Source organism: Bradyrhizobium sp. HKCCYLRH3061, assembly GCF_051168015.1.
Classification (GTDB): Bacteria; Pseudomonadota; Alphaproteobacteria; order Rhizobiales; family Xanthobacteraceae; genus Bradyrhizobium.
Genome location: NZ_JBNPUE010000016.1, coordinates 84,547 through 111,224 on the forward strand (window position 1 = coordinate 84,547; position 26,678 = coordinate 111,224).

Below are 26,678 nucleotides of genomic sequence, written 5' to 3' on the forward strand. Positions count from 1 at the left end.
GGTCGGCGAGCCGGCAGGCCGCGGGTGGCCTGCCGGCTCTTGGCCTTATTTCACGGCCGTCTTTTCGAACTGGCGCAGCATCTGGTTGCCGCGCTCGACGGCGGCGTCCAGCGCCTGCTTGGCGGTCTTCTTGCCGGCCAGAGCCTGCTCGATCTCCTCCGACCAGACGTCACGCAGCTGCACCATGTTGCCCAGGCGCAGGCCGCGGGAGTTCTCGGTCGGCTCCTTGTTGGTCAACTCGAGCAGCGGGGTCTCCAGATAGGGCTGATCCTTGTAGAAGCCCTCGGCCTTGGCCTTGGCATAGGCGGCCTTGGTGATCGGCAGATAGCCCGACGCCTTGTGGATGTAGACTTGGCGGTCGGTGTCCGAGAGGAAGGTCAGGAACTTGGCGACGCCCTTGTACTCATCGGCCGACTTGCCGCCCATGACCCAGAGCGAAGCGCCGCCGATGATCGAGTTCTGCGGCGCGCCCTTCACGTCGGGGTAATACGGCATCGGCGCGGCGGTGAAGGCGAACTTCGCCTGCGCCTTGACGTTGCCGAAGAACGCCGACGAGGTCAGGTAGATCGGGCATTCGCCCGAGGTGAAGCGGCCCTCGCCGGTGTTGGTGCGGCCGGCGTAGTCATAGGTCTTGTCCTTCTGCAGCTCGACCAGGTTTTCGAGATGCTTGACCTGCAGCGGACCGTTGAACTCCAGCACGGTGTCGAAGCCGTCGAGACCGTTCGCCTTGCTGGCGAGCGGCACGTTGTGCCAGGCGGAGAGCTGCTCGAGATTGACCCATGTCACCCACGAGCCGGAGAAGCCGCAGGTCGGGTGGCCGGCCGCATGGAGCTTCTTGGCGGTCTCGAACAGCTCGGGCCAGGTCTTCGGGATCTCGGCGTTGACCTTCTTCAGCTCATCGAGATTGACCCACATGACGGTGGAGGACGAGTTGAAGGGGAAGGACAGCATTTCGCCCTTCGAGGTCGAATAGTAGCCGGTGATGGCCGGCAGGTAGCTCTTGGGATCGAACTTCTCGCCGGCGTCCTGCATCAGCTTGTAGACCGGCTTCACGGCGCCGGTGGCGGCCATCATCGTGGCAGTGCCGACCTCGAACACCTGCATGATATGCGGCGCATTGCCGGCGCGGAACGCGGCGATGCCGGCATTCATCGTGTCGGCGTAGTTGCCCTTGTAGGTCGGAACGACCTTGTAGTCGGTCTGCGAGGCGTTGAAATCGTTGGCGAGCTTGACGATGACGTCGTTGTTGGCGCCGGTCATCGCGTGCCACCACTGAATCTCCGTCACCGCGTGTGCGGGTGCGGCGGCGCCAAGGACCAGCGTGGCTGCCGCAGCGGCGGCTGTCCAGAATTGTCGAAGTGACATTAAAAAAATTCCTCCCATGGAACGTCATCGGCGTCGCGGCCGTAGCAGCGCGAGATGACAGTTTTGTGAATGTATAACCGGTTGGATCGTCAGCGGAAAGCGCGTTCGTCGCGGCTTTGCGGCGCAACGCCGCGAGTTGTGCGAGACGGCGCGGCGCCCGGGCGATGCCCGAGGCGACGCTCGCGTTGCGAGACGACAGGCTGATGGCGCTTCACCGCTTGCGCTCTGCGCACACGGTGCCCTCGGACAGCAGGGCCTGGATCTCGGGCTCCGAGTAGCCGAACTCGCTGAGCACCTCCTGGGCATGCTGGCTGAACTTCGGCGGGGTGGAGCGCAGGCTCGGCTTGGTGCGTTCGAGCCGGATCGGCGAGGCGACGCCCTTGTACCAGTCCTTCTCGATGACATCGCCGCGGTGGATCGTGTGCGGATTGGTCAACGCCTGGTCGATCTTCTGCACGGGTCCCGCCGGCAGGCCGGCTGCGAGCAGCCGGTCGCACAGCGGCTCCGCCTCGAATTGGCTGAACACGGCGGCGAGCTCGGCGCGCAGAGCCTCGCGATTGGCGACGCGATCCTTGTTGCGGGCGAAGCGCGGATCGGTGCCGAGTTCCGGCCGGCCGATTTCCTTGGCGAGCTTGCGGAAGGTGCCGTCATTGCCGACGCCGATGAAGATGTCGTCGGTCCTGGTCGGGAAGATCGCATAGGGCACGAGGTTCGGATGCTCGTTGCCGGTCAGCGACGGCGGCTTGCCATGCATGAAGTAGTTTGCGGTATGCGGATGCATGATCGCGAGGCCGGTCTCATACAGCGTGACCTCGAGGAACTGACCGAGCCCAGAACGCTGCCGTTCCGACAGCGCCATCAGGATGCCGATCGCGGCATAGAGGCCGGTCGTGATGTCGACCAGCGGCACCCCGATCCGCATCGGCCCGCTTTGCGGCGATCCGGTCGCGGCGATCATGCCGGTCATCGCCTGGATGATCGCGTCATAGCCGGGATTGCCGCCGCGCGGGCCGTCCGCACCAAAGCCGCAGATGCGGCAGTGCACCAGCTTGGGGAATGTCTCGCGCAGCGTGTCGCTGCCGATGCCCCATTTCTCCAAGGTGCCGGGCTTGAAGTTCTCGATCAGCACGTCGGCGGTCTCGAGCATCCGCATCAGCACGACGCGTCCGCCCTCGGACGCGAGATCGAGGCCGATCGAGCGCTTGTTGCGGTTGATCCCGACGAAATAGGCGGCGTCCTCGTCGTGGAACGGAGGGCCCCAGTCGCGCACTTCGTCGCCGGCCGGCGGCTCGACCTTGATCACGTCGGCGCCGTGATCGGCCAGGATCTGCGTGCAATAGGGCCCGCCGAGCACGCGCGTCAGATCGATCACGCGCAGTCCGGCCATGGCGCCGGGAGCAAATTGAGGTGTCATCGGATGTCGCGAGGTTGGTTTCAGCTCGCGATCATTAAGCATTGCTGCGGCGGTGGCGCAAACGGGGGCTGCCATGCGGCAGGACAACGGAGGCCGTCCTGCCGCACGACGGAATTGAAGCTCAGACGACGGTCAGCTTGACGTCGACATTGCCGCGCGTGGCGTTGGAATAGGGGCACACCTCATGCGCCTTGGCGACCAGCGCCTCGGCGTCAGCCTTGGCGAGGCCGGGCAGAGAGACGGCGAGCTCGACGGTGATGCCGAAGCCGCCTTCCGAGCGCGGCCCGATGCCGACGGTGGAGGTCACCGACGTGTCGGCGGGAACCTTCGGGCCGCCCTGCGAGCCGACGAACTTCATCGCGCCGATGAAGCAGGCGGCGTAGCCGGCCGCGAACAGCTGCTCGGGATTGTTGCCGGCGCCGCCGCCGCCACCGAGCTCCTTCGGGGTGGAGAGCTTGACCTTGAGCGAGCCGTCGAGGGTCGCCGCCTCGCCGTCGCGGCCGCCGGTGGCCTTGGCGCTGGTCTTGTAGAGCACGTTCACGGACATGGAGTGTCTCCTGGTTGGACGAATTCAGTGAGTCTATATTGCACACAATTAGATTGTACACAATATAATTGTTCGGTAGAAAATTCGTGATCGGTGCGCCGGGCCCGTTGTCGATGCGAGGCGTGCAGGCTCAAGATGCCGATAGGATCGACCTGTGGTGACCTCGATGCGAAAGAAGTCCGCGGCAGACGTGCCGCTCCAGCTCGGCAACCAGCTCTGCTTCGCCGTCTATTCGACCGCGCACGCCTTCAACCGCGTCTACAAGCCGCTGCTCGACCGCCTGGGCCTGACCTATCCGCAATATCTGGTCATGCTGGTGCTGTGGGAGCAGGACGGCCTGACGGTGAAGGACATCGGCGCCCGCCTGTTCCTCGATTCCGGCACGCTGACGCCGCTGCTGAAGCGGATGGAGGCTACGCATCTGGTGAAGCGGACCCGGTCGGCCGAGGACGAACGGCAGGTGCTGGTCACCCTGACGAGCCAGGGCGCGAGCCTGCGCGACAAGGCAAGAGCGATCGTGCCGCCGGCGATCCTGGACGCAACGGGATGCTCGATCGCGGAGCTCACGGATCTGCACGGCAAGCTGGTGAAGCTGCGGGAGCGGCTCGATGCGGCGGCGGAGGGGTGAGGATGGCCGTTCAGACCGGACCGAGGAGGCGCTTCTTCGCGAAGGCCCGGCCGGAATGCGATTTCAAGTAGGCCTCGAAGGCCAAGGCACGGTGTTTGTCCGGAAAGGCGCAGTACCAGACGAGCGTCCACGGCATGAACTTGGATGTGTGCGCTGAGTGGCCGGCGTTGTGATCCTTGAGGCGCTGCCGGATATCCGCGGTCGCGCCGATGTATTCCTGCTTGGGAAAGGCGACGCTACGGATGATGTAGACGTACCACATGTGAGGGGCTCGCCGCGAAAGATCGCAGGCGCGCATTCTGCAGTTGGATAACGGAGTTGTCAGCCGAGCTGCGTCAGGCGTTACACGCTGGCTAAGTTCGAAGGCCGGACCTGAGCGTGATCAGCAGGCCTGCGGGCATGGAGAGGCGGCATCTCGTCGAGCCCGGGCTTCGCCAGGTGCCACGATTTTCGGAGAGAGTTTGCTTCCGAGTAGCCCGGCTTCGCCAAGGGGCTTCGCCGGGCACCACGCTTCGCCCTTCAGGCTCCGTCGTGGCTGCGCCACGCGTAGCCTGAAGGGCGAAGCGTGGTGGAGCCAGGCGGGATCGAACCGCCGACCTCTTGCATGCCATGCAAGCGCTCTCCCAGCTGAGCTATGGCCCCTGAACCGAACCGGCGGTCTGGGTGACCGCCGGGGAGCACCGTGAACCACAGTTCGCGGCTGATCTCAAGTGTCTTCGACGATTATTCTTCGTCGCCGCCGACATCACCGATGATGTCGGTCACGTCCTCGTCGCCTTCTTCCTCGTCGGCGATGAAGGTCGAGTCATCATCCTCGTCATCGTCGAGGGTCTCGTCGATCTCGATGTCGTCCTCCGATTCGGGAACGACGGCCTTGACCTTGCCGGAGTTCTCCTCGGCATCGGCCTCCTCGAGCGACACCAACTCCTCGGCCTCGGCGGGCTCAACCACGTCGGCCGCCGCAGCGGCACGCGCAGCCTCGCCGCGCATGGCGCGGGTCGGAGCCACGGGCGCGATCGGCACGACCTCGCCGGTGTAGGGCGAAATCACCGGGTTCTTGTTGAGGTCATAGAACTTTTTGCCCGTGGTCGGGCAAATGCGTTTGGTTCCGAGCTCGGATTTGGCCACGTGCAGGCGTCCTGGCAATGTCTGAAAAGCGGTGTCTCACTTGGCTAGTTGCCGCGCCGCTGTCAATAGCGCTGTCAACGGGAAAATCACCGCTCGTGACGGAGGGCGGGGGCTGTGATACCTGCCGCGTCCGAAACACGAGGATCCCGCCGTGAGCACGTCAGCCGCCCCGACTCCCCTGGAATCACGCGCCTCCGGGCCCCTCTCGGGCACGATTCGCGTGCCTGGCGACAAGTCGATCTCGCACCGGGCGCTGATCCTGGGGGCGCTGTCGGTCGGCGAGACCCGGATTTCCGGCCTGCTCGAGGGCGAGGACGTCCTCAACACCGCCGAATCGATGCGATCCCTGGGTGCCAAGGTCGAGCGCACCGGCGACTTCGCGTGGACCGTCCGTGGCGTGGGGGTCGGTGGCTTCGCCCAGCCCAGCACACCGCTCGATTTCGGCAACTCCGGCACCGGCTGCCGGCTGGTGATGGGCGCCGTCGCCGGTTGCCCGATCACGGCCGTTTTCGACGGTGATGCCTCGCTGCGCAGCCGTCCGATGCGGCGCATCCTCGACCCGCTGGCGCTGATGGGCGCGAAGGTGGTGTCGATCGCCGAGGGCGGCAAGCTTCCGTTGACCCTGCAGGGCGCCGGCAACCCGGTGCCGATCGAATACCGCACGCCGGTGGCTTCGGCCCAGATCAAGTCGGCGGTGCTGCTCGCGGGCCTCGCCGCGCCCGGTGTGACCACCGTGATCGAGCAGGAGGCCAGCCGCGACCATACGGAGCTGATGCTGAAGCATTTCGGCGCGGAGATCGTGACCACGCCGGAAGGGTCTCATGGCCGCCGCATCGCACTGACCGGCCAGCCGGAGCTGTGTGGTGCCCCCGTGATCGTTCCCGCCGACCCGTCCTCGGCCGCGTTCCCGCTGGTCGCCGCGCTGATCGTCGATGGCTCGGACCTCGTGCTGTCGGACGTGATGACCAACCCGCTGCGCACCGGCCTGTTCACGACCCTGCGCGAGATGGGCGCCTCGATCGAGGAGGACGACGTCCGCGGCGATGCCGGCGAGCCCATGGCCCGGCTGCGCGTGCGCGCCTCGAAGCTGAGGGGCGTCGTGGTGCCGCCCGAGCGCGCGCCGTCGATGATCGACGAATATCTCGTCTTGGCCGTCGCCGCCGCCTATGCCGAGGGCACCACCGTGATGCGCGGCCTGCATGAGCTGCGCGTCAAGGAATCCGACCGGCTGGAGGCCACCGCGGCGATGCTGCGTGTCAACGGCGTCAAGGTCGAGATCAGCGGCGATGACCTGATCGTCGAGGGCCGCGGTCACGTGCCGGGCGGCGGCATCGTCGCGACCCACATGGACCACCGCATCGCGATGTCCGCCCTCGTGATGGGCCTCGCGTCCGACAAGCCGGTCACCGTCGACGATACCGCCTTCATCGCCACCAGCTTCCCGGATTTCATCCCGCTGATGTGCAAGGCGGGCGCGGATTTCGCATGATCATCGCCATCGACGGCCCGGCGGCCTCGGGCAAGGGCACCATGGCCAAGCGTCTCGCGGCGCATTACGGCCTCAGGCACCTGGATACGGGCGTGATCTACCGGGCCGTTGCCCATGCGCTGCTGACCGCCGGCATCGACCTCAAGGACGAGGTGCGGGCGGCGGACGTCGCCATGAGCCTGGATCCCTCGACCTTCGACAATCCGGCGCTGAGGTCGCACCAGGTCGGGTCCGCGGCCTCCGTGGTCTCGGCGTTGCCGAAAGTGCGCGAGGCGCTGGTGGCCTTCCAGCGTCAGTTCGCAAGCCAGCCACCCGGTGCCGTGCTCGACGGCCGTGACATCGGAACCGTGATCTGCCCGGACGCCGAGGTGAAGATCTACGTCGTCGCCGATCCCCGCATCCGGGCGCATCGCCGCACGCTCGAGGCGCTTTCGCGGGGGGAACCGGCCGACGAGGCGGCCATTCTGGCCGACATCCTGGCGCGCGACGAGCGCGACCAGAACCGGGCCGTCGCGCCTTTAAAACAAGCCCCGGATGCTTACTTGCTTGACAACTCCCATTTGGATATAGAAGGCGGCGTCCGGGCCGCCATCGACATCGTCGAGGCCGTTCGAGCGGGCCGCCAGCGGGTTTGATTTCCGCCGGCGTCATTGGAGGAAAGCCCGCTCCCGCCCTTGACCGTCGATAGCTCGATTGCGGTTCAATCGAGTCCGATCAGCCGGACGCACTTCATACGTATCGCATGTGCAGGCACTGCCGGCCCGCGTCGTTTGCGCTTATCGCGCTGACAGCGCGGACGTCTGGGGATTTGTGGACCTCCAGGCACTGTCCATTCGATGCGCCGATCAACCCAAGCTGGCGAGAATGTCCGCATCTGGAGAACAAATGGCTTCGAGTACCTCTGCTTCTTCCTACAATCCCAGCCGCGATGATTTCGCCGCGATGCTGGATGAGTCCTTCACCAAGGGCAACCTGCAGGAAAGCTCTGTCGTCAAGGGCAAGGTTGTTGCGATCGAGAAGGACATGGCCGTCATCGACGTCGGCCTGAAGACCGAAGGCCGCGTGGCGCTGCGCGAATTCGCCGGGCCCGGCCGTGACAGTGAATTGAAAGTCGGCGACGAGGTCGAAGTGTTCCTCGATCGCATCGAGAACGCGCTCGGCGAAGCGGTGCTGTCGCGCGACAAGGCGCGCCGCGAAGAGAGCTGGGGCAAGCTCGAGAAGGCGTTCCAGAACAACGAAAAGGTCAACGGCGTCATCTTCAACCAGGTCAAGGGCGGCTTCACCGTCGACCTCGACGGTGCCGTGGCCTTCCTGCCGCGCTCGCAGGTCGACATCCGTCCGATCCGCGACGTCGCGCCGCTGATGAACAACTCGCAGCCGTTCCAGATCCTCAAGATGGACCGTCGCCGCGGCAACATCGTCGTGTCGCGCCGGACCGTGCTGGAAGAGACCCGCGCCGAGCAGCGCCAGGAACTGGTGCAGAACCTCGAAGAGGGTCAGGTGATCGACGGCGTCGTCAAGAACATCACCGATTACGGTGCGTTCGTCGACCTCGGCGGCATCGACGGCCTGCTGCACGTCACCGACATTGCCTGGCGCCGTGTCAACCATCCGACCGAGGTGCTGAGCATCGGTCAGACGGTCAAGGTCAAGATCATCAAGATCAACCACGAGACGCACCGCATCTCGCTGGGCATGAAGCAGCTGCTCGACGATCCGTGGCAGGGCATCGAGGCGAAGTACCCGCTGCAGGCCCGTTTCCATGGCCGCGTCACCAACATCACCGACTACGGCGCGTTCGTCGAGCTCGAGCCGGGCATCGAAGGCCTGATCCACGTCTCCGAGATGTCGTGGACCAAGAAGAACATGCACCCCGGCAAGATCGTCTCGACCTCGCAGGAAGTCGAAGTGCAGGTGCTCGAAGTCGACAGCGTCAAGCGCCGCATCTCGCTCGGTCTCAAGCAGACCATGCGCAACCCGTGGGAGGTCTTCGTCGAGAAGCATCCGACGGGTTCGGTGGTCGAGGGCGAGGTCAAGAACAAGACCGAGTTCGGCCTGTTCCTGGGTCTCGAAGGCGACGTCGACGGCATGGTCCATCTCTCGGACCTCGACTGGAAGCAGCCGGGCGAGCAGGTCATCGACAACTACAAGAAGGGCGACATGGTCAAGGCCGTGGTGCTCGACGTGGACGTGGAGAAGGAGCGCATCTCGCTCGGCATCAAGCAGCTCGAAGGCGATCCCTTCGCCGAGCCGGGCGATGTCAAGAAGGGTGCGGTCGTCACCTGCGAGGTACTCGACGTCAAGGACGGCGGCATCGACGTCAAGATCACCGGCACCGACTTCACCACCTTCATCAAGCGCTCCGAGCTGGCGCGCGATCGCAACGATCAGCGCACCGAGCGGTTCGCCGTCGGTGAGAAGGTCGATGCCCGCGTGATCCAGTTCGACAAGAAGGCCCGCAAGGTCCAGGTGTCGATCAAGGCGCTGGAAGTCGCTGAAGAGAAGGAAGCCATCGCGCAGTACGGCTCGTCCGATTCGGGCGCGACGCTGGGCGACATTCTGGGCACCGCGCTCAAGAACCGCGACTCGAAGTAAGCCTTCGATCCGCGTGACGAGATCAAAGCCCCGGCTTCGGCCGGGGCTTTTTTGTGCCCCCAGGGCATTTCGACCCGCCCCTCGCCATCGCATATGTGGATAGGGTCGAACCTGCAACTTAGTTGCTCCGTCGTGGCCGGGACAAGCCCGGCCATGACGACGTGGAGAGATGAGAGCAAGACTCCGATCATCGAATACGCTAGCCCTGCGGCCTGCTCGGAGCCCGTCGACCCTTTGACGGCTTCGTGGCGGAGCCTTCCTTTCTTCAAATTGCGCCGCGATTGATGTAATCGGATAACGAGATATTCAGGCTGCGGATGCAAAACGCGCCGAGACTTCCAGGAGCTGTCCATGTCGCTTGATTCGGATGTGATCGTCGATCGCCGCAGGCTGCGCCGCAAGCTGACGTTCTGGCGGGTGGTCGCGGTGCTGATCGCGGTCGCGGCTCTTTCCGCCATCGGCCTCGCCATGTCGCCGCGCGGCCGCACCGTGCTGTCGACCACCGGCTCGATCGCCCGCGTCAATATCGAGGGCCTGATCCGTAGCGATCATGAGCGAGTCGAGGCGCTGGAGCGGCTCGAAAACTCCTCGGCCGAAGCCGTCATCGTCCACATCAATTCGCCGGGCGGCACCACCGCCGGCTCCGAGCAGCTCTACGATTCGCTGGTCCGGCTGAAGGCGAAGAAGCCGCTGGTCGTCGTCGTTGAAGGTCTCGCGGCGTCCGGCGGCTATATCGGCGCGATCGCTGCCGATCACATCGTCGCGCAGCAGAGTTCGCTCGTCGGTTCGATCGGCGTGCTGTTCCAGTACCCCAATGTCGGCGAGCTGTTGAAGACGGTCGGCGTGAAGATCGAGGAGGTCAAATCCTCGCCGCTGAAGGCCGCCCCCAACGGCTACGAGCCCACCAGCCCGGAAGCGCGTGCGGCGCTCGACGCCCTGGTCAAGGATTCCTACGCCTGGTTCCGCGGACTGGTGAAGGATCGCCGGGCCATGAATGATGAGCAGTTGGAGAAGGTGGCCGACGGCCGCGTCTTCACCGGCCGGCAGGCGATCGAGCTGAAGCTGATCGACGAGCTCGGCGACGAGAAGACCGCGGTCGCATGGCTCGTCGCGAACAAGAACGTCAAGAAGGACCTTCCGGTGCGTGACTACAAGCTCACGCCGCGGTTTGGCGACCTCACCTTCCTGCGAACGGCCACCTCGATCGCGCTCGACGCCGTCGGCCTGTCCGGAATCGCCCGCCAGCTCGAGCACACCGGCGTGGTCCAGGCGGTCGATCGCATCGGCCTCGACGGCATGCTCGCGCTCTGGACGCCCGCGCCGGGCAATTGAACTCGCCAAGACCATCCTTGGGACGATCTTCCCGTTTCGCGTGTGCCATGGCGAGGCCCCGTACCCGGCCTCGCCCCCCGATTCACGGCCGCGATGAATGATTTAGCGTCTTGACAGTCCAGCATATTTTCACGGAAATGGGACCTGTCTCCCCGGGTACATTTTCTCGATGATCAAATCCGAGCTGGTTCAGCGTATCGCCGAGCACAACCCGCATCTCTACCAGCGGGATGTCGAGAACATCGTCAACGCGATCCTCGACGAGATCGTCGCGGCGCTCGCCCGCGGTGACCGCGTCGAGCTGCGCGGCTTCGGCGCCTTCTCGGTCAAGCATCGGCCGGCCCGCGCCGGTCGCAACCCGCGGACCGGGGCGCATGTCCCGGTGGACCAGAAGAGCGTCCCGTTCTTCAAGACGGGCAAGGAAATGCGCGAGCGGCTGAACCGAGACAATCCCGCGGGCGCTGCGGCTGACGACTCAGACGATTGAAGCATCTCGCGCCGGCCGTGCTAGTCGTCGGCGGCTGATTTCGAGGCGAATCCGGCCTGACTGACACGAGCGAGCGCATGCGAAAATTCTTCACTGTCGTGGTCGTCCTTCCGCTGCTGGTGCTGTTCGTCATCTTCGCGGTCGCCAATCGGCATTTCGTTACCGTATCGTTTGATCCGTTCAACGCGACCGATCCGGCGCTCGCGGTATCGGTCCCGTTGTTCGCCTTGATCATCGCCGTCGCGATCCTGGGCGTGATCGCAGGTGGTTGTGCCACCTGGATCGGCCAGCGCCGCTGGCGGCGGGCCGCGCGCCGTCATCAGGCCGATGCCGAAGCGGCCCGTGCGCAGGTGGTGCAGTTGAGCGCCGCGGCGCGTGCAAATCAGGGCTCGGCACAATCTCTGGTTCCGGCGGCGCCGGCGCGGCTTTTCGCCCCTTATGGGCGAGACAAGCAGGGCGCCGCGTTGTAGAAGGCGCCCAAGCTCGGCGGCCTTGGAAGCCGCCGGCTTCTGGTGATCCTTTCCGCCCGGACGTGCGTTGTTCATCGATGTCCCTGCTCGTCAAAATCTGCGGCCTGACCACGCCCGATACCCTCGCTTCGGCGCTCGACGCGGGCGCCGACATGGTGGGCTTCGTGTTCTTTCCGCCGTCCCCACGCCATGTCGACCTGACGGCCGCGCGTGAGCTGGGCCGTGGCGTCAGGGGGCGCGCGCTCAAGGTGGCGCTGACCGTCGATGCCGACGACGCGATGATCGAAAATATCGTCGAGACGCTGCGGCCTGATCTCCTGCAGCTGCATGGCCGCGAAAGCATCGCGCGCATCCGCGACCTCAAGCAGCGCTTCGGCCTGCCCATCATGAAAGCCATTCCGGTCGCGACCGAGGCCGATCTTGCGCCGCTGGCGGGCTACGCCGATGTGTGCGACCGCATCCTGTTCGACGCGCGGGCGCCGAAGGATGCGACCCGTCCCGGCGGACTCGGGGCTACCTTCGATTGGCGTCTGCTGCAGGGCCTGAAACTCGATCGCCCGTTCATGGTGTCCGGCGGCCTGAGCGCCGACAACGTCGCCGAGGCCGTGCGGATCACGCGCGCCGGCGGCGTCGACGTGTCATCCGGCGTCGAGCGAACGCCGGGTGTGAAGGATTGCGACATGATCCGGGATTTCATTCGCGCGGCGCGGGCCGCTGAAGAGTTGAGCGTTCAATGACGACAGCCATTCCCAATTCCTACCGCAGCGGTCCTGATGACCGCGGTCACTTCGGCATCTTCGGCGGCCGCTTCGTCGCCGAAACCCTGATGCCGCTGATCCTCGACCTGGAAAAGGCCTATGCGGAGGCCAAGGCCGATCCGGCATTCCACGCCGAGATGAACGGCTACCTGAAGAACTACGTCGGCCGGCCCTCGCCGCTGTATTACGCGGAGCGGCTGACGGAGCATCTCGGCGGCGCCAAGATCTACTTCAAGCGCGAGGAGCTGAATCACACCGGCTCGCACAAGGTCAACAACGTGCTCGGCCAGATCATGGTCGCGCGCCGGATGGGCAAGAAGCGCATCATCGCCGAGACCGGCGCCGGCCAGCATGGTGTGGCCACCGCAACGCTGTGCGCGCGCTTCGGATTGGACTGCGTGGTCTACATGGGCGCCGTCGACGTCGAGCGGCAGCAGCCGAATGTGATCCGCATGGAGATGCTCGGCGCCAAGGTGGTGCCGGTGCAGTCCGGCGCCAAGACGCTGAAGGATGCGATGAACGAGGCGCTGCGTGACTGGGTCACCAACGTCCACACCACGTTCTATTGCATCGGCACCGTCGCCGGCCCGCACCCCTATCCGATGATGGTGCGCGACTTCCAGTCGGTGATCGGCAGCGAGACGCGCGCGCAGATGCAGGAGGCCGAAGGCCGCCTGCCGGATTCGCTGATCGCCTGCATCGGCGGCGGCTCCAATGCGATGGGCCTGTTCCATCCCTTCCTCGACGACCCCTCGGTCGAGATCTACGGCGTCGAGGCCGCGGGCCACGGCCTCACGCAGCTGCATGCGGCATCGATCGCCGGTGGCCGTCCCGGCGTGCTGCACGGCAACCGCACCTATCTGCTGATGGATGAGGACGGACAGATCGAGGAGGCGCATTCGATCTCGGCCGGTCTCGACTATCCCGGTATCGGACCGGAGCATTCCTGGCTGCACGAGGTCGGCCGCGTGAACTATTTGTCGGCGACCGATGAGGAGGCGCTGGCCGCGTTCCAATTGCTATCGCGGCTCGAAGGCATCATCCCGGCGCTGGAGCCGGCGCATGCGATCGCCAAGGTCATGGAGCTCGCGCCGAAGAAGCCGAAAGACCACCTGATGGTGGTCAACATGTCCGGCCGCGGCGACAAGGACGTGCCGCAGGTGGGGGACATCTTGCGAGGAAGGGCGAAGGCATCGTGACCAGCCGGATGGATGCGCGTTTCGCGCAATTGAAAAAGGAAGGCCGCTCGGCGTTCGTCACCTTCGTGATGTCAGGCGACCCTGATCCTGAAACCTCGCTGGCGATCGTCAAGGCGCTGCCGCAGGCTGGCGCCGACATCATCGAGATCGGCATGCCGTTCACCGATCCGATGGCCGACGGTCCGTCGATCCAGGCGGCGGGCCTGCGCGCGCTGAAGGCCGGCATGACCTTGAGGAAGACGCTGCAGCTGGTGCGCAGCTTCCGCGACAGCGATGCCGACACGCCGATCGTGCTGATGGGCTACTACAACCCGATCTACATCTACGGCGTCGACCGGTTTCTCGACGATGCCAAGACCGCCGGCGTCGACGGCCTGATCATCGTCGACCTGCCGCCGGAAGAGGACACCGAGCTCTGCATCCCCGCGCTGAAGGCCGGGCTCAACTTCATCCGGCTGGCGACGCCGACCACCGATGACAAGCGGCTGCCGGCGGTGCTCGCGAACACCTCCGGCTTCGTCTACTACGTCTCGATCACCGGCATCACCGGCGCGGCGGCCGCGGATTCGTCGGCTGTGGGCGCCGCCGTGGCGCGCATCAAGCGCCATACGGCGCTGCCCGTCTGCGTCGGCTTCGGCATCCGGACACCGGAGACGGCCCGCGCCATCGCAGCCCATGCCGATGGCGCCGTGGTCGGCACCGCCCTGGTCGACGCACTCCGCGCCAGCCTCGATGCCGAGGGCCGCGCGACCGCCAAGACCGTCAGCGCGGTCGCCGATCTGGCCGCCGCTCTCGCCCAGGGCGTGCGCGGCGCGCAACAGGCCGCGGAATAGGCCGTCAACCACTATCCGAGCGGATGTCGCGGCCGTCTTGCCGTGACCCCGCCGTCCCGCCATATATCCGGGCGACCGCAACACGGAGCGACACATGAACTGGCTTACCAACGTGGTCCGGCCGAAGATCCGCAACATCCTGCGCCGCGAGACGCCGGAGAACCTCTGGATCAAGTGCCCGGATTCCGGACAGCTCGTGTTCTACAAGGACGTCGAGGCCAACCAGTTCGTCATCCCCGGCTCCAACTACCACATGCGCATGGGTGCGGTGGCGCGGCTGAAGTCGATGTTCGACAACGAGACCTGGTTCGACGTCGCGCTGCCCGAGGTCACGCCCGACCCGCTGAAATTCCGCGACGAGCGCCGCTATGCCGACCGCATCAAGGATGCGCGGGCGCGGACAGGCATGAACGATGCGGTGAAGGTCGGCTTCGGCAAGCTCGAAGGCATGGGCGTCGTCATCGCCGTGCAGGATTTCGATTTCATGGGCGGTTCGCTCGGCATGGCCGCCGGTGAGGCGATCGTGCGTGGCCTGGAGCTCGCGGTCGAGAAGAAGTCGCCGTTCATCGTGTTCGCGGCCTCCGGCGGCGCGCGCATGCAGGAAGGCATCCTGTCCCTGATGCAGATGCCCCGCACCACGGTCGCGGTCCAGATGCTGCGCGAGGCCAAGCTGCCCTACATCGTCGTGCAGACCAATCCGACCACCGGCGGCGTCACCGCGTCCTACGCGATGCTGGGCGACGTCCACATTGCCGAGCCCGGTGCGCTGATCGGGTTCGCCGGCGCCCGGGTGATCGAGCAGACCATTCGCGAGAAGCTGCCCGAAGGTTTCCAACGCGCTGAATACCTGCTCGACCACGGCATGGTCGACATGGTCGTGCACCGTCATGACCTGCGCCCGACGCTGGCGCGGCTGTGCCGATTGCTGACCAAGGCGCCGGCCATCGAACACGCCAAGCCCGCGCCGCAGCTGCCGCCGCCGGCCAAGCCCGCCGAAGCCGCGGAAGCGCCGGCGGTCGCAACGAGCGCGTGAACGATTCTGCCGCCCAGCCAAGACCGTCGCTCGACGAGCTGATCACGCGGCTTTCTGCCCTGCATCCGAGCCGGATCTCGCTCGGGCTGGATCGCATGCACCGGCTGCTGGCGCAGCTCGGTCATCCCGAGCGCAAGCTGCCGCCGGTCATCCACGTCGCCGGCACCAACGGCAAGGGCTCCACGGTCGCATATCTGCGCGCAATGCTCGAGGCCGCGGGGCTGCGCGTCCACGTCTTCACCTCGCCCTGGCTGGTGCGCATCAACGAGAGCTATCGGCTCGGCCAGGTCGGCGGTGGCGTCCTGGTCGAGGACGACGAGCTGATCTCCGCGCTCTTGGAGTGCGAGCGGGTCAATGCCGGCGCGCCGATCACCTTCTTCGAGGTCAAGACCGTCGCGGCCTTCGTGCTGTTCGCAAGGCATCCGGCCGATGTCGTGCTGCTCGAAGTCGGCCTCGGTGGCCGGCTCGATTCCACCAATGTTGTCGAGCAGGTCGCGGCCTCCGTGCTGACGCCGATCAGCATGGACCACATGGAGTTTCTCGGCGACACCCGCGCGCTGATCGCGGCCGAGAAGGCCGCCATCATCAAGCGCGGCTGCCCGGTGATCTCGGCGGCGCAGGAGCCCGATGCGATGGCCGTGATCGAGCGCGAGGCCAGGCGACAGCGCGCGCCGTTGTTTGCCGCGGGCGAGAGCTGGCACGTCAGTGTCGAGCGCAACCGGCTGGTCTATCAGGACGACCGTGGTCTTCTTGATCTTCCGGCGCCAAAACTGTTCGGCCGGCATCAGTTCGACAATGCGGGCCTCGCGATCGCGACCTTGCGCGCGGTCGATCAGTTCAAGCTCGCCACCAAGGCGTTCGAGGATGGCATCGTCGGCGCCGAATGGCCGGCGCGCATGCAGCGGCTGTCGAGCGGCGCGCTCACCGCGATCGCGCCGCAGGGCGCGGAGATCTGGCTCGACGGCGGCCACAATGCCGAAGGCGGCCGTGTCGTCGCTGCGGCGATCGGGGATCTCGAGGAGCGCGTGTCGCGGCAGCTCGTCGTCATCGTCGGCATGATGGGCAACAAGGATGCCGCGGGCTTCCTGGCCAACTTCGCCGGCCTGACGCGCCACATCATCGTCGTGCCGATTCCGAACGAGAGCAAGGCGATGGCACCGGCTGATCTGGCCGCCGCCGCGCGCACGCTCGGCATGCGCGTCGAGATCGCCGATGGCGTCGCGTCCGCGCTCGCCGGCATCGCGCGGCTTGCCTATGAGGTCCCGCCGCGTATCCTGATCACGGGGTCGCTCTATCTCGCGGGCCACGTGCTCGACCTCAACGGCACCCCGCCGACCTGAGAGGAATGGCGCATGCGCTTTGCCGCGATCGCAGATGTCCACGGCAACCACCTTGCGCTGGAGGCCGTGCTCGCGGATATCAGTGCGCAGGGCGTGACCGAGATCGTGAACCTCGGCGACATGGCGAGCGGCCCGCTCGACGCGCGCAAGACGATGGACTTGCTGATGCCGCTCGATGCCGTCCATGTGCGCGGCAATCACGATCGCTGGCTGATCGACCGGCCATTCGATAAGATGGGAGCCTGGGAGCGGCCGGCCTTTCCACAGCTCGACGCCATGCACCTCGACTGGCTGCGCACGATTCCGGCGACCGCTGTCTATCGCGACGAAGTGTTTCTATGTCACGCGACGCCCGATGACGACAACGTCTACTGGCTCGAGCGCGTCGCTCAGGACGGTGCGATCACTTGTGCGCTGCTCGACGACATCGAGCGACTGGCCGCCGGCATTTCGCAATCATTGATCCTGTGTGGCCATACCCACACGGCCCGTGCGGTGCGCTTGCGTGACGGTCCGCTGATCGTCAATCCGGGCAGCGTCGGCAGCCCCGGCTATTCCTACAACGTGCCGCATCCGCATGTCGTGCAGGCCGGCACGCCTGATGCGCGCTACGCGATCCTTGAGCTGACGTCGTCCGGCTGGAGCGTGAGCTTCCGCCACGTGCCCTATGATCACCGATCCATGGCTGCGCTCGCGCGCGCCAATGGCGACGAGGAATTTGCATCGGCGCTTGCGACCGGCTGGATCCGCTGAGCTCACGCGAGCAGTTTCCAGGGATCGGCGACCCTCTGCTCGAGCTGCTCGAACGTGCATTGCCTCGGCGATTTGTCGGGCCGCCAGCGCAGGATCGAGGTGCCGTGGCGAAAGCGCTCGCCGGAGAAATGGTCGTAGCAGACCTCGATCACCAGCTTCGGTTTCAGCGGACACCACTCCGCGGAGCGCTCGGTCGACCAGCGGCTCGGCCCGCCCGGCGCATTGCCGGTGAAGCCGGGTGGCGAGATCAGCGGCTCGAGCTTGTCGGTCAGCGCGGGCTTCTCGTCCTTCTTGAGCGCGGAGGTGAAGCCGACGTGATGCAGCAGGCCGTCATCGTCGTAGAGCCCGAGCAGCAGCGAGCCGACCAGCTTGCGCCCCTGGGCGCCCTTGTTGGTGGCGTAGCGGAAGCCGCCGATCACGCAATCGGCCGAGCGATAGCGCTTGATCTTCTGCATGCCGTCGCGGTTGCCGGCCTGGTAGGGCAGGTCGATGCGCTTGGCGATCACCCCGTCCGAGCCGCCGCCAGAATGCGCCAGCCAGTTCTGCGCGGTCGCAAAACGCGTCGTCGCCGGCGACAGCCGGAACGTCGGGTGCCCGGCGAAGTTCGCTTCCGCGAACGCCTCCAGCGCCGGCCGCCGCTCGTGCAGCGTGTGCGTCACGAGGTCCTTCTTGCCACTCGCCAGCAGATCGAAGGCGAGGAACAGCGCCGGCGTCTCCACCGACAGCCTCTTCACCCGGCTGGCGGCGGGATGAATCCGCTGCAGCAATGCATCGAACGAGAACGACTTCGCCTGCGGCACCACCAGCTCGCCGTCGAGGATGAAGCTGGTTGCCCTGAGGTCGCGCGCCGCAGCGACGACCTCGGGGAAGTAGCGCGCGAGGTCCTCGCCGGCCTTCGACTGCATCGTCACCGTTGCGCCCTCGCGCGACAGCAGGCAGCGAAAGCCGTCCCATTTCGGCTCGTATTGCCAGTCCTCGCCGCGCGGGATTGCATCCACCGAGCGCGCCTCCATGGCCAGCAAACCGGCTTTGCGGGAGGGCGAACGATGGGCGCGGGCGGGCATGGCGACATCCAAAACGTTGAAACACACCCCCTCAACGCAAACGGCCGACGATTCCGCCGGCCGTTCGACAAAAATCCTGGATCGTGGAGCGTCAGACCGCCGACGAGATCCACTGCTGCAGCTTCGCCTTCGGCGCAGCGCCGACTTGGCGCGAGGCCATCTCGCCGCCCTTGAATACCATCAGGGTGGGGATCGACATCACGCCGTACTTCGAGGCCGTCTTCGGGCTCTCGTCGACGTTGAGCTTGACGATCTTGACCTTGTCGCCCATCGCGCTCGAGATCTCGTCGAGGGCGGGCGCAATCATGCGGCACGGGCCGCACCACTCGGCCCAGAAGTCGACCACGACCGGGCCGTCGGCCTTGAGCACTTCGCTTTCGAAATCGGCGTCGGAAACCTTGCCAACGGCCATGGAATTACCTCGTTCGGTTGGAGGGAGCGGCGCGGACGCGCCGCCTCAGCGTGGGTGTCAAAGTAGGAATGGCGTGATGCCGGGTCAAGCGGGCTCACTCAGTCGTGCTGGGATGGCAGCACGGCGTCCAGCGCGGAGGCCGGAAGCTCCATGAATTCAGGAGCTTCGGTCCAGAGCAGCGCGGCGCGGACGTTTCGTCCGGGGTACAACTGGCCGAGCACGGCGCGGTACAGCGCGAGCTGCCGGACATAGGCCGGGGGCACGTCGGCGAGTCCCGAGGGCGGCTGCTGGTTGGTCTTGAAGTCGACGATCAGCACCTCGACCTCAGTCACCACCAGTCGGTCGATCTGGCCGGAGACCAGCGCCGGAGGCTGGCCGGCCAGTGCGAGGCGGCCCACGATCGAGACTTCCGCCCGGCTCCCGGCAGCGAACACCGCGGCAAAGCGCGGGTCTTCGACCACGGCGAGCACGCGTTCCGCGAGTCCCGCGCGCTCGTCCTCCGGCCAGTCGGCGGCGTTGCGAATCAGATATCGCAGCGCGGCATCGCGCCGCCGCTCCGGCGGCACCTCGGGCAGCGACTGCAGCAGGCGATGCACCAGCGTGCCGCGCTGCATCGCGAGGCTGCGCGCGGCCAGCGATTCGCCCGTGCGCACCGGCCGCTCGTCGGCGGACGGATCGGATGGCCGGAGCACGGCGACCTCGCCGGGCGCCTCCGCCGCCGCCGTGCGCAGCCACGCCGGCAGCTCGACGGCCGTCTCGACCATGCGCTGCGTTTCGTCAGCAGCGGTTTCCGCGATGTCCTCGGCCCGCGCGTAGCGCTTGACCGGCCCGTCCTCGGTTTCGGTCACCTCGACCTGCAGGCCCGCCGCGTCAAGGCCGCGCGCCATCAGGTCGTACCAGCTGCCGCCGCGGACGTTGTTCATGTTGCCCGGCATGCAGCCGCCGATGACCAGCCGATCCGCGGCGCGCGTCATCGCGACATAGAGAAGCCGCCGATATTCGTCCTCGGTTTCCTTGAGCATCGCCGTGCGCGCCGCAGCCACGGCTTGCGGATCGTCGGCCTTGCGGCCGGCCCAGACCACGATCTCCTGCTCGCCATGCGGCACGTGGATCAGCCGCAGCCGCTGCGAATCCGCCGGCGATGACGTCGTGTCGACCAGGAAGACGACGGAGGCTTCGAGGCCCTTGGCGCCGTGCACGGTCATGACGCGCACCTCATCGCGCGAAATCTCCATGTCGCGCTTCACCTCGGTGTCGGCGGCGCGCAGCCAGGCGATGAATCCCTGCAGCGAGGCCGGCGCCTTGCGCTCATAGGACAGCGCCAGCTCGAGGAATTCGTCGAGCGCGTCATTGGCCTCGTGGCCGAGCCGCGCCAGGATACGGCGCCGGCCGCCATCGCCGCCAAGCAGCCAGGCATAGAACGCGAACGGCGTGTCCTCAGACGCACGGCGCTCGCATTGCTGCAGGCGTCGGACGACCGCCTGCAGCCGCTCGTCGTCAGCGGCATGGGCTGTGAGTGCGTCGCGTAAGGAGCCGCGGCGCTGCCACGCCAGCTTGAACAGATCGTCGTCGTCGAGCCCGAACAGCGGGCTCTTCAGCGCGGTGGCCAGCGCCAGGTCGTCCTGCGGCAGCAGCAGCGCGTCGGCGAGGTTCATCAGGTCGATGATCGCGATGTGCTCGGTCAGCTTGAGCCGGTCGGCGCCGGCGACGGGGATGCCGGCGTGCTTCAGCGCCTGGATCACGGCATCGAAGGCGTTGCCGCGCCGGCGCACCAGGATCAGCATGTCGCCATAGCTGAGCCGCCGCCGCGCGCCGTCATGGCCGGTCATCGTGCCTGTCAGGATCAGCCGCTTGATCTCGGCCTGGATGCGGCGCGACAGCTTCACCTCGGGGCTGGTGACGGAGACGCCGTCGAACGGCGCCCGCCAGCCCTCGATCTCCTTGCGGTCGTCGCGTTCGCACAGGCTCCAGAGCTCGACCATGCTCGGCCCGGCATCGGTCAGCGCGTTGTGGATGGGATGGCCGATGTCAGGCGAGTGGATGCTGCTGTAGACCTCGCGCTCGCGGAATACATGGTCGACCGCGTGCAGCACCGTCGGCCCGGAGCGGAACGAATAGGTGAAGGACACCGGATCGAACAACAGCCCGGCGTCGGTGAAGCGCTTCTGCAATTGCCGCCGGCGCGCATCGAACTCGTGCGGGTCGGCGCCCTGGAACGAGAAGATCGACTGCTTCTCGTCGCCGACCGCGAAGATCGTCCGCGTCAGGCCGTCGCGCGCGCCGGCGCCGGCGGTGAACTCCTCGATGATGTGGGCAACGATGTCCCACTGCCGTGGGCTCGTATCCTGGGCCTCGTCGATCAGCACGTGATCGACGCCGCGGTCGAGCTTGTAGTGGACCCAGCCGGCGGAGACACGGTTGAGCATCGCCAGTGTCTTGTCGATCAGGTCGTCATAGTCGAGCAGCCCGCGCTCCTCCTTCTCGCGGCGATAGTTCGCGGCTGCCGCTGTCGCGATCTGCAGCAGCGCCTTGGTGCGGTCGCGCACGACAGCGGCGCGGCGCTTCTCGATCAGGCGGTCGAGCCGGGCGGCCTCGGAATCGAACAGACCCGCCAACCCCGGATTGGCGTCGGCGAACTTCTTGGTCAGCAGCGATTTGCGCGGCTGCTTGTCGTCGGTGAGAAACAGCCGGAGATATTCGTCGACCTGATCGGCTCCAGAGAACGCCAGTGCAGCGCGAAGTTGCTCCGCCTGCTTCTGGTCGGTCTTGGCGCCGCCATCCAGCCGACCGGCGATCTCGGTCCAGTCCGCGCGCGGCAGGTTTGGACCGTCAAGAATGTCGCGCTCGATCGCCTCCAGCGTCTCATCAGCGCCGATGCCAAGTACTTCGCCGAGATGCTGCGCGGCGACCTCGACGCGGCCGGCGCCATCGGTCCAGGCCATGAAGTGATCGCGGCTGAGACAGGCCTCACGGACGACGTCCTTGAAGGTCGAATCGGCCGCATTGGTCATCGCCACCTGCAGCGCGCGGCCGACCGCGCTGTCGGGGGCCCTGGAGGCATCGAGCAGCACCTTGAGATTGGCGCGCTCCATCATCTCGGTCTGGTCGCGCTCGTCGAGCACCGAGAACCGCGCGGGAACGTTGGCCTCGAATGGAAACTGCTGCAGCAGCCGGGTGCACAGCGCGTGGATGGTCTGCACCTTCAGCCCGCCCGGCGTCTCCAGCGCGCTGGCGAACAGCTTCCGCGCCGAGGCGCGCAGCTTCTTGTCGGGGTTGGGAATGCCGGTGGATCGGATCGCGTCATCCAGCGCGTCGTCGTCGAGCGTCACCCAATGGCCGAGCGTCGAGAACACGCGCTCGGCCATGTTGGCGGCGGCGGCCTTGGTGAAGGTGATGCAGAGGATCTTCTCCGGCGGCACGCCGTCGAGCAGCAGCCGGATCACGCGCTGCACCAGCACATGCGTCTTGCCCGAGCCGGCATTGGCCGACACGAACGCCGAGGCAGCCGGGTTCGATGCGCGCGTCTGCGCCTCGCGCACGGCCTGCGGAATGGGGCGGGGCGCCTTCACCATTCCTCCACTCCCAGGCCGCCGGCCGCCGACCATTCCTTGATGCGGGCGAGGTCGTCATAGCTGCCGTAGCGGTTCGCCCACATCGACAGGTTCAGCGAGGTGTAGCCTTGATTGACGTCCTCGAAGCTGCGGATCAGCGTCTCGAGTTTTTCGCGCGCCTCCTGCGCGGCCTGGTCCGGATGTTGCGGCGGGTCGCTCTTGTTGATCTTGAGTTCGAGGATACGCTCCTCGCCCGGCGGGTTGTTGCCGGACAAGCGGACATAGACGAGCTGGCTGATCAGGCTGCCGGCGGGGATGCCGTCGAAGCCGCCCTCGCGCAGGATCGCGGCTTCGAGCGTGAGCTGCGGCGACAGGCCCATGCGCACCTGCTTGGCCGTTGGTGGCTGCCCGGTCTTGTAGTCGAGAATGGCGTAGGTGCCCTCGGCACGCTGCTCGATGCGGTCGGCGCGCGCCGACAGCATGAAGGTGCGGCCATTGTCGAGCGGAACGCCGATTTCGCCGCGGATCTCCGCGGTGATCGCGCCGATCTGCGCGCGTCGCGCGCTCTCCCACGCCGCAAACCAGCCGGCGATGCGCTGGAAGCGAGGCCACCACAGCGCCCGCGCCTCGGGACGCTCCATTAATGGTGCAAAATGCTTCTCGCCGATCACGCGTAGCGCATGCGCCGGATGCAGCGGCAGCGCATCGGCATAAACTTGCGTGAACTCGCCGATCGCCTCGTGGATCGCCGAGCCGCGATCGGCGGCCGACAGCGGCATGTCGACGGGATCGAGCGGATCGAGCCGCAGGATGTAGCGCGCGAAGATGGTGTAGGGATCGCGCAGCCAGTCCTCGATCGCGGTCACCGACATGCGCAGCGGCCGTGCTGCCAGCGGCGGCTTCGGCGCCGGCTGCTCGATCGGCTTCACGGTCGTGGGCTGGTCGAGCACCTCGGCATAGCGGACGTAGATGTCACCGCGCGCCTCCGCCGCCTTCCAGCGCTCGGCGCCGGCGACGGCTTCGAGCCGATGCAGGAAGCGCGAGGCTACGGCGGGCGCGCCGCCGGACTTTGCGGCGTGGGTCAGGATCACCTCGGGCGCGCCGAGCAATTGCGCGAAATCGTGTGCTGATAGTCCGATGCGGCGCTCGGGCAGGTCGAGGCCGAGCTGATGCCGCATCGGGCGGCTGAGCCAGGGATCGATGCGCGGCGCCGGCGGCCAGATGCCCTCGATCAGGCCGCCGACGATCATGCGGTCGGCCTGCATCAGCCGCGCTTCGAGCGGACCGTAGATCTGCAGCTGTGCGCCGTGGCGCTCGGGCCGGCGCACCGCGCGATCGGAGAAGGCGGTATGGAACAGATCCGGATAGTCCGCCAGCGGCGCCATCAGGCCGCAGCGCTCGCCGGACGCGAGCAGGTCATCGAAGCAGCGTGCCAGCGCGGCGCCGTCGCGATCGGTGAAGGCGGTGCTGAGACCGACATCGTCGGTCGACAGTGCAATCAACACCTCACGATGCCGCGCGGCGAGCTCAGCGAAATCCTGCGGGCGCGGCGAGGCGAGGTTTTCCAGCGGCGCCAGCGCCGTCTGCAACTGCGCGATCAGCGCGCCGGCGCGGTCGAGCTGCTCGGGACTGAGACGCGCGCGCGGCTCGGCCTTGTGCAGCGATGATACTTCGCCCTGATGCAGCTTGGTGTGCTCGTCGCGGAAGCGCGCGAAGTCGCGCGCGAGCCCGCCGGTTCCGGCTTGCGGCCGCGTGCCGCGCAGCACCGCGAGCTCCAGCGTCTCGATGGCACTCTTCCAGCCATTGGCAGCACGGGCGAGCCGGCACAGCGGGTGCTTGAGCAGCGCCAGCAAGGTCGGCGGCTCCAGGCCGCGCGCGGCGGCCTCCGCCGCGAGGCGCGCGAAGATGCCGGCGGGTGTTTCCAGCAGCGCATCACCGCCGGAATCATCAAACGTAAGGTGCCAGCGCGTCAGCGCCGCCATCACGCGGCGCGCCAGCGCGCGGTCGGGCGTCACCAGCGCAGCGGATTTGCCGAGATGGCGCGCCTCGCGCATCGCGATGGCAATCGCCAGCGCCTCCATCTCCGGATTCGGTGCGGCAACCACCGCAAGATTGTCCATCGCCTCACCGATATTGGCGGCGATGTCGAACTGGCGCAGCCGCTCGTGCCAGACGGCGGTCGCCTCCGACGGCCGCATCGCCTCTGAGATCAACACCTCCCGGCCGCCGCGGCCGGTTGGGGCGAGACGGACCACGTCGCGCCGCTCCAGGCCGAAGCGCTTGAGCAGCAGGTGCATGGCATATTGCGGATGGTTGACCGCGGGCGGCGTCAACACGCGGCCGGCGCGGTCCCTGGCACCGCCGATCGAATTCCACGCGGCTTCGTCGAGATCGGTGTCGAGCCCAGGCAGCACCACCGCGCCATGCGGAAGCTTGGCGACGGCGAGCAGGAATTTTGCCGTCGCCGGCATCGAGCCGGTGGAGCCGGCGGCAATGACGGGACCATCGGCATGCGCCGACAGCCGCGCGGCTTCGGCCGCGATCAACAGATCGCGCCGCGCCGCCGGCTCGATGCGCTCGATCTCCTGCAGATAGGCCGGCCACGCGGTCCGCGCGATGCGCAGGAACTCGAGCGAATACTGCCAGTATTTGTCGAGCTGATCCGGCACCAGCGCGTCGAGCGCGTCCCACGACACGCCGCGCGTCACCATGTCGTCGATCAGCCGTGCGAGGTCGCCGGCCAGCGCGAGCGTCGAGGCGGGCCCGCCGATCACCAGCGGCGCCGACACCGGCGTCTTGGCCCAGGCCGCCACCAGCCGTGCCAGCGTAAGCCGGCGCTGGAGGTCGTCGAGCCGTTCCGGGATCTCCAGCGGCGCGGGCCCGAGGAACGCGTCGCGATCCTCGGCGAAGGCAAGCTCGTCCTCATCGATGTCGCCGAGCGCGACGAGGCGCGGCAGCACCGCGGCATCGGTCTTCAGCTCGTCGAGGAACATTTCGCGCGCGACACGGAGCGAACGGCGCGTCGGCAGATACAGCGTGGCGGTCGCGAGTCGGGCCGGATCGCTGCGCGCCTCGAAGCCGTCGACCAGCCGGCCGTCGACCAGCGCCGCGATCACGCTGCGCAGGAACGGCGCCGAGATGGGAACGGTGAAGACGCGCATGGCCTGCGATTCGGGTTGCTCAGGCCATCTATATAGGGAGCGATCGGGCGGAGGTCATATCCGGGGTGTGGATGGGTGTTGATAGCGCCGCGACCGCTCCGATGTTGGACGCCGCACGCGGGGAGCCCCTCTGCGGCCGCGATCTCAGCTGTCGTAACCCGCTTTCGCGGGCGGTGAGAGCTGAGTTGCTGGAACCATCCGCCCACCTTCATCGTCACCGACAGCGCGGCGAAGCAATCCACGGCTGAGCACGGGACTCTGGATTGGGTCGCTGCGCTCGCAATGACGGAGAAAAGCCGCTGCGCTCCGGATGACACCGAGTGTGAGGTGATGGCTTCGCCCGGGGGTCTACGCCGCACTCTCCAGCAGCGCCTCTTCGGCTTCCATCACAGCAGCCGGCGTGCCCACATGCATCCACACGCCTTCGAGGCGGAGGCCGAACAGGCGGTCCTGCTCGTTCGCCTTGTCGAACATCTTCGTCAGCGAGAACTCGCCCTTCGGCGCGCCGTCGAAGATCGCCGGCGAGATGATCGCGGCGCCCGCATAGACGAACGGCACCACCTGATGCTCCCGCCGCTTGCGCAAGGTGCCGTCGGCGAGCATCGCGTAGTCGCCTTGACCCGCGTAGCCGATCGAGGTCGCGGTCGGCGCCATCAGCAGCATGATGTCCATGCGTTCGGGATCGAACGCGTCGGCGAGCCGGGACAGGTTTTGGCGCACGCCCTCGATCCACATCGTGTCGGAGTTGACGTGGAAGAACGGCTCATGGCCGAGCAGCGGCAGCGCCTTGACGACGCCGCCGCCGGTGCCGAGCACCTGGTCGCGCTCGTCGGAGATGATCACGCGGGGCGTGCTGCGCGCGGCCGTGTGCTCGATGATCTGGTCGGCGAGATAGTGGACGTTGACGACGGCTTCGGTGACGCCGGCTTCGGCGAGGCGGTCGAGCACATGGTCGAGCAGCGGGCGGCCGGCGACGCGCACCAGCGGTTTGGGCATCGTCTCGGTCAGTGGGCGCATGCGCAATCCGAGACCGGCGGCGAGGACCATGGCTTTGTGCGGCTTGACGGGCATCTTCAGGGCATCTCGATCAACGGTGGTGCGAATCATACCACGCAAGAA

The 26,678-nt window shown here is 66.7% G+C and carries 23 protein-coding genes and 1 tRNA gene; 13 read left to right on the forward strand and 11 right to left on the reverse strand.

Annotated elements, in window-relative coordinates; genetic code table 11:
• Positions 1 to 45 precede the first annotated feature (45 nt).
• From ugpB to ACQR2C_RS24095, 3 genes are all read right to left on the reverse strand, one after another.
• Positions 46 to 1,365 carry a sn-glycerol-3-phosphate ABC transporter substrate-binding protein UgpB gene (gene ugpB / locus ACQR2C_RS24085; protein WP_316178976.1) on the reverse strand — a complete coding sequence of 440 codons (1,320 nt, stop codon included), beginning with the start codon at positions 1,363 to 1,365 and terminating at the stop codon, positions 46 to 48.
• 211 nt (positions 1,366 to 1,576) lie between these two features.
• On the reverse strand, positions 1,577 to 2,779 hold the full coding sequence (locus ACQR2C_RS24090) for a CaiB/BaiF CoA transferase family protein (protein ID WP_434882285.1): 1,203 nt from the start codon (positions 2,777 to 2,779) through the stop codon (positions 1,577 to 1,579).
• Positions 2,780 to 2,900: 121 nt separating this feature from the next.
• On the reverse strand, positions 2,901 to 3,326 hold the full coding sequence (locus ACQR2C_RS24095) for an organic hydroperoxide resistance protein (protein WP_315741241.1): 426 nt from the start codon (positions 3,324 to 3,326) through the stop codon (positions 2,901 to 2,903).
• A 166-nt stretch (positions 3,327 to 3,492) separates the two neighbouring features.
• Between ACQR2C_RS24095 and ACQR2C_RS24100 the strand changes: the two genes are divergently transcribed.
• Positions 3,493 to 3,954, forward strand: coding sequence for a MarR family winged helix-turn-helix transcriptional regulator (locus ACQR2C_RS24100; RefSeq protein WP_316239369.1), 462 nt, complete (start codon positions 3,493 to 3,495; stop codon positions 3,952 to 3,954).
• A 10-nt stretch (positions 3,955 to 3,964) separates the two neighbouring features.
• Here the strand turns inward: ACQR2C_RS24100 and ACQR2C_RS24105 are convergent, their stop codons facing one another.
• The 3 genes from ACQR2C_RS24105 to ACQR2C_RS24115 all read right to left on the reverse strand — a co-directional run bounded on the left by ACQR2C_RS24105 (position 3,965) and on the right by ACQR2C_RS24115 (position 5,082).
• Entirely contained in the window at positions 3,965 to 4,216 is a 252-nt protein-coding gene (locus ACQR2C_RS24105) for a GIY-YIG nuclease family protein (protein ID WP_434882286.1), read from the reverse strand.
• 304 nt (positions 4,217 to 4,520) lie between these two features.
• Positions 4,521 to 4,596: transfer RNA gene (locus ACQR2C_RS24110), tRNA-Ala, on the reverse strand.
• Positions 4,597 to 4,677: 81 nt separating this feature from the next.
• Positions 4,678 to 5,082: a TIGR02300 family protein gene (locus tag ACQR2C_RS24115; RefSeq protein ID WP_315805660.1), complete on the reverse strand. Its 405-nt coding sequence runs from the start codon at positions 5,080 to 5,082 to the stop codon at positions 4,678 to 4,680.
• Positions 5,083 to 5,233: 151 nt separating this feature from the next.
• Here ACQR2C_RS24115 and aroA point away from each other — a divergent pair, with 151 nt between their 5' ends.
• From aroA to ACQR2C_RS24175, 12 genes are all read left to right on the forward strand, one after another.
• Positions 5,234 to 6,571 (forward strand): 3-phosphoshikimate 1-carboxyvinyltransferase, encoded by a 1,338-nt coding sequence (gene aroA, locus ACQR2C_RS24120; protein WP_316178984.1) that lies wholly within the window; start codon positions 5,234 to 5,236, stop codon positions 6,569 to 6,571.
• Positions 6,568 to 7,206 (forward strand): (d)CMP kinase, encoded by a 639-nt coding sequence (gene cmk / locus ACQR2C_RS24125; RefSeq protein ID WP_434838703.1) that lies wholly within the window; start codon positions 6,568 to 6,570, stop codon positions 7,204 to 7,206. The genes aroA and cmk overlap by 4 nt, the downstream gene beginning before the upstream one ends.
• Before the next feature lie 250 nt (positions 7,207 to 7,456).
• A complete protein-coding gene (gene rpsA / locus ACQR2C_RS24130) occupies positions 7,457 to 9,166 on the forward strand; it encodes a 30S ribosomal protein S1 (protein ID WP_315741235.1) in 1,710 nt (569 codons plus the stop codon).
• Between the two features lie 351 nt (positions 9,167 to 9,517).
• Positions 9,518 to 10,498 (forward strand): signal peptide peptidase SppA, encoded by a 981-nt coding sequence (gene sppA, locus ACQR2C_RS24135; RefSeq protein WP_315803968.1) that lies wholly within the window; start codon positions 9,518 to 9,520, stop codon positions 10,496 to 10,498.
• Positions 10,499 to 10,667: 169 nt separating this feature from the next.
• Positions 10,668 to 10,985, forward strand: a complete 318-nt coding sequence (locus ACQR2C_RS24140) for an integration host factor subunit beta (protein ID WP_315803967.1) — start codon at positions 10,668 to 10,670, stop codon at positions 10,983 to 10,985.
• Positions 10,986 to 11,062: 77 nt separating this feature from the next.
• Positions 11,063 to 11,455, forward strand: coding sequence for a lipopolysaccharide assembly protein LapA domain-containing protein (locus ACQR2C_RS24145; RefSeq protein ID WP_315803966.1), 393 nt, complete (start codon positions 11,063 to 11,065; stop codon positions 11,453 to 11,455).
• A gap of 77 nt (positions 11,456 to 11,532) precedes the next feature.
• The gene (locus tag ACQR2C_RS24150; protein WP_434882287.1) at positions 11,533 to 12,192 is read left to right on the forward strand and encodes a phosphoribosylanthranilate isomerase; all 660 of its coding nucleotides are present in this window, start codon (positions 11,533 to 11,535) and stop codon (positions 12,190 to 12,192) included.
• A complete protein-coding gene (gene trpB / locus ACQR2C_RS24155; protein WP_434882288.1) occupies positions 12,189 to 13,412 on the forward strand; it encodes a tryptophan synthase subunit beta in 1,224 nt (407 codons plus the stop codon). The genes ACQR2C_RS24150 and trpB overlap by 4 nt, the downstream gene beginning before the upstream one ends.
• A complete protein-coding gene (gene trpA / locus ACQR2C_RS24160; RefSeq protein ID WP_434882289.1) occupies positions 13,409 to 14,245 on the forward strand; it encodes a tryptophan synthase subunit alpha in 837 nt (278 codons plus the stop codon). The genes trpB and trpA overlap by 4 nt, the downstream gene beginning before the upstream one ends.
• A gap of 94 nt (positions 14,246 to 14,339) precedes the next feature.
• Positions 14,340 to 15,278 (forward strand): acetyl-CoA carboxylase, carboxyltransferase subunit beta, encoded by a 939-nt coding sequence (accD, locus tag ACQR2C_RS24165; RefSeq protein ID WP_315803962.1) that lies wholly within the window; start codon positions 14,340 to 14,342, stop codon positions 15,276 to 15,278.
• Positions 15,275 to 16,618 (forward strand): bifunctional folylpolyglutamate synthase/dihydrofolate synthase, encoded by a 1,344-nt coding sequence (locus ACQR2C_RS24170; protein WP_315803961.1) that lies wholly within the window; start codon positions 15,275 to 15,277, stop codon positions 16,616 to 16,618. The genes accD and ACQR2C_RS24170 overlap by 4 nt, the downstream gene beginning before the upstream one ends.
• A 12-nt stretch (positions 16,619 to 16,630) precedes the next feature.
• Positions 16,631 to 17,371, forward strand: coding sequence for a metallophosphoesterase family protein (locus ACQR2C_RS24175; protein ID WP_434882290.1), 741 nt, complete (start codon positions 16,631 to 16,633; stop codon positions 17,369 to 17,371).
• Positions 17,372 to 17,373: 2 nt separating this feature from the next.
• Here ACQR2C_RS24175 and ACQR2C_RS24180 read toward each other — a convergent pair whose 3' ends face one another.
• The 5 genes from ACQR2C_RS24180 to ACQR2C_RS24200 all read right to left on the reverse strand — a co-directional run bounded on the left by ACQR2C_RS24180 (position 17,374) and on the right by ACQR2C_RS24200 (position 26,630).
• Positions 17,374 to 18,384 (reverse strand): ATP-dependent DNA ligase, encoded by a 1,011-nt coding sequence (locus ACQR2C_RS24180; RefSeq protein WP_434882310.1) that lies wholly within the window; start codon positions 18,382 to 18,384, stop codon positions 17,374 to 17,376.
• Positions 18,385 to 18,526: 142 nt separating this feature from the next.
• A complete protein-coding gene (trxA, locus tag ACQR2C_RS24185) occupies positions 18,527 to 18,847 on the reverse strand; it encodes a thioredoxin (RefSeq protein ID WP_015663255.1) in 321 nt (106 codons plus the stop codon).
• A 98-nt stretch (positions 18,848 to 18,945) separates the two neighbouring features.
• Positions 18,946 to 22,419, reverse strand: coding sequence for a double-strand break repair helicase AddA (addA, locus tag ACQR2C_RS24190; RefSeq protein ID WP_434882291.1), 3,474 nt, complete (start codon positions 22,417 to 22,419; stop codon positions 18,946 to 18,948).
• Positions 22,413 to 25,559 carry a double-strand break repair protein AddB gene (addB, locus tag ACQR2C_RS24195; RefSeq protein WP_434882292.1) on the reverse strand — a complete coding sequence of 1,049 codons (3,147 nt, stop codon included), beginning with the start codon at positions 25,557 to 25,559 and terminating at the stop codon, positions 22,413 to 22,415. The genes addA and addB overlap by 7 nt, the downstream gene beginning before the upstream one ends.
• Positions 25,560 to 25,907: 348 nt before the next feature.
• A complete protein-coding gene (locus ACQR2C_RS24200) occupies positions 25,908 to 26,630 on the reverse strand; it encodes a nucleotidyltransferase family protein (protein ID WP_315803957.1) in 723 nt (240 codons plus the stop codon).
• Between the last annotated feature and the right edge of the window lie 48 nt (positions 26,631 to 26,678).